Origin of the sequence: Pantoea sp. CTOTU49201, assembly GCF_032054795.1 — a bacterium.
Taxonomy (GTDB): domain Bacteria; phylum Pseudomonadota; class Gammaproteobacteria; order Enterobacterales; family Enterobacteriaceae; genus Pantoea; species Pantoea symbiotica.
Genome location: NZ_DAMBSA010000531.1, coordinates 1 through 2,545 on the forward strand (window position 1 = coordinate 1; position 2,545 = coordinate 2,545).

3 protein-coding genes and 1 pseudogene are annotated in these 2,545 nt (G+C 55.2%); 2 read left to right on the top strand and 2 right to left on the bottom strand.

All coding sequences use genetic code 11. From position 1 onward, the window contains the following. Positions 1-594: alpha/beta hydrolase (locus RTY00_RS23320; RefSeq protein WP_312666547.1), on the top strand; the 594-nt coding region annotated here is incomplete at its 5' end. A gap of 40 nt (positions 595-634) precedes the next feature. On the opposite strand, the gene RTY00_RS23325 is transcribed toward RTY00_RS23320, so the two are convergent. Next, complete coding sequence (locus RTY00_RS23325; protein ID WP_312666548.1) at positions 635-1,597, bottom strand: GlxA family transcriptional regulator; 963 nt, start codon at positions 1,595-1,597, stop codon at positions 635-637. Positions 1,598-1,710: 113 nt separating this feature from the next. On the opposite strand from RTY00_RS23325, the gene RTY00_RS23330 reads away from it, so the two are divergent. After that, on the top strand, positions 1,711-2,352 hold the full coding sequence (locus RTY00_RS23330; RefSeq protein WP_312666549.1) for an HD domain-containing protein: 642 nt from the start codon (positions 1,711-1,713) through the stop codon (positions 2,350-2,352). On the opposite strand, the pseudogene RTY00_RS23335 reads toward RTY00_RS23330, so the two are convergent. Then, positions 2,324-2,545 (bottom strand): annotated as a pseudogene (locus RTY00_RS23335) (MFS transporter); the annotation flags it as partial. The gene RTY00_RS23330 and the pseudogene RTY00_RS23335 sit on opposite strands and share 29 nt — an antisense overlap.

Genomic DNA, 2,545 nt, shown 5'->3' on the forward strand with positions numbered 1-2,545 from the left:
GCAGAACTGGCTAAAGCGCTGGACCTGCGCAACGCTATCCATATTGGTCACTCAACCGGTGGCGGTGAAGTGGCGCGTTATTTAGCGCACGCTGAGCCAGGCCGCGTAGCGAAGGCGGTGTTAATGGGCGCAGTGCCGCCAATCATGCTGCAAACCGACGCCAATCCGGAAGGTTTACCAAAATCGGTGTTTGACGGTTTCCGCTCTGCGCTGGCAGCCAACCGCGCGCAGTTCTTTATCGATGTGCCAGCGGGTCCGTTCTATGGCTTTAACCGTCCGGGGGCGAAAGTCAGTCAGGGTTTGATCGATAACTGGTGGCGTCAGGGCATGGCGGGCGGCGCTAAGGCGCAATACGACTGTATTACTGCTTTCTCTGAAACTGATTTTACCGAAGATTTGAAGGCGATCACTGTGCCGGTGTTGCTGCTGCACGGGGAAGACGATCAGGTAGTGCCGATCGATGATTCGGCACATAAGGCGATTAAATTGCTCAAGCATGGCACGCTGAAAACCTATCCCGGTTTGTCGCACGGCATGTTTGCGACGCATCCTGAGCAGATTAATCCTGACCTGCTGGCGTTTGCGAAAGCGTAGGATGCACATTGATGCGCAATGGTCGCCATGAATGGCGACCCTACGATAACCGCGTTATTTTTCGATATGCGGCGGGTGTAATGCCGGTTATCCGACTGAACACCCGCCGCATCACGTCAGGACCGGAAAATCCGCACTCTAATGCCAGCTTTTTTGCTGGCAGCGATTTTTGCTCTAACAACTGTTTCGCTTTGGCCACGCGCTCGCGCTCCAGCCATTGTCCCGGCGTCATTCCCAGTTCATTGCGGAACAGACGTGTCAGATGCCTTTCACTGATCGCCATATGTTCTGCCATCATCGCCACGGTTTTGATCTCCGCCAGATGCGCAATCACCCAACGCTGTAACTCCTGCAACGCCGAGCGACCGCTCAACGACGCGCTATTGCTGCGCATAAAATGCGTCTGATTGACCGGACGACGGAAAAACATCACCAGATGCGCAGCGATCTCAATCGCGACTTCACGTCCAAGATCCTCTTCCACCAGACGCAGCGCTAAATCCAGCCCGGACGTAACGCCCGCAGCGGTGCGCACGCGCCCATCTGACACGCATAACGCATCGGCATCTACGGTTACATCTGGAAAGCGCGAAGCCAGTAAAGCTGCGCTTTCCCAATGTGTGGTCACGCGTTTTCCGGCCAGCAATCCGGTACGCGCCAGCAGCAGCGCGCCGCTGCACACCGAACCAAAACGCTGGCTGCGGATGCATAAACCGCTCAGCGCATGCAGTAGGTTTTCATCGGCAGCAAAATCTTTTATGCCCGGCGCACCCGCGATTAGAAAGGTATGCGGCGCATAGTTCTGCGTTTCAGCCAGCTGCAAATCTGCGCTAAGCCGCACGCCGGATGACGCATGAATTTCATCGCCATCAACCGCAATAATGCGTGGCGTATAAATCTGCCGTTGCAGCAGACGGTTGGCTTCGGCAAACACATCTAGCGGGCCGCAAACGTCGAGTAACTGCACGCCCGGCACCGCCAGAATCGCTATTTCATGACGCATTCAATTCCTCATGTCGCAAAACACCACAATGTCTTTAATCGTCTGTAATGGTCACTTTGAGACTTTTAGCCTGCGCTTTATGGTGGAAAAAGACAACCAACCGGAGAGAGAAAATGAGTTTGAACATCACTGGCATCCACATTCCCGACAGCAAAATGGCGCGCGAAGCGACAGAGTTTGTGCGCGATACTGAATCAGAGTTGCTGTTTAACCACTCCAGCCGCGTCTATTACTGGGGCGCGCTGGCGGGACAGCAGCGTGGAGTTAACGTCGATCACGAGCTGCTGTATATCGGCTGCATGTTCCATGACATTGGTCTGACGCACGAACACTGCAGCTGCGATAAGCGTTTCGAAGTGGACGGTGCCAATGCCGCGCGGGAATTTCTGCAAGGTTACGGCATCGCGCCAGGTGATATCGACAAAGTGTGGGCGGCGATTGCGCTGCATACCACGCCGGGGATCCCAGAGTTCATGGCGCCTGAAATCGCGCTGGTGACTGCTGGCGTTGAGATGGACGTGCTGGGCATCGGCTATGAGAAGTTTACTGAAGAGGAAATCGGTGCCGTGACGGCAAACTATCCCCGCCCGGCGGCGTTCAAGGAGGAGATCATTCAGGCGTTTTACGATGGCATCCGGCATAAACCGGACACCACCTTTGGCAATGTGAAAGCCGATGTGATTAAGGATAAACAGCCGGATTTCTCACCGCTCAATTTCTGTAGCGTTATCCGTCAGTCTCGCTGGCCGGGCTGAGTGAAGTTTGCGTCCGGCTGTTCTCAGCCGGGAAACCCTGTTTAGCACGCAGCGCAATCCCTAACGCGACCAACAGCAATAGCAGAATCGCCCACGGAAAAGATTGGGAGCCGACATGTTCAAGCAACATTCCGCCCGTCAAACCGCCGAGGGCGATAGCACTGTTCCAGGTGACGACATTCATGGAGAGCGC

What these genes read in the sequence shown, in the direction of transcription:
- RTY00_RS23325 (WP_312666548.1), bottom strand. Translation starts at nt 1,597, where the DNA reads ATGCGTCATGAAATAGCGATTCTGGCGGTGCCGGGCGTGCAGTTACTC.
- RTY00_RS23330 (WP_312666549.1), top strand. Translation starts at nt 1,711, where the DNA reads ATGAGTTTGAACATCACTGGCATCCACATTCCCGACAGCAAAATGGCG.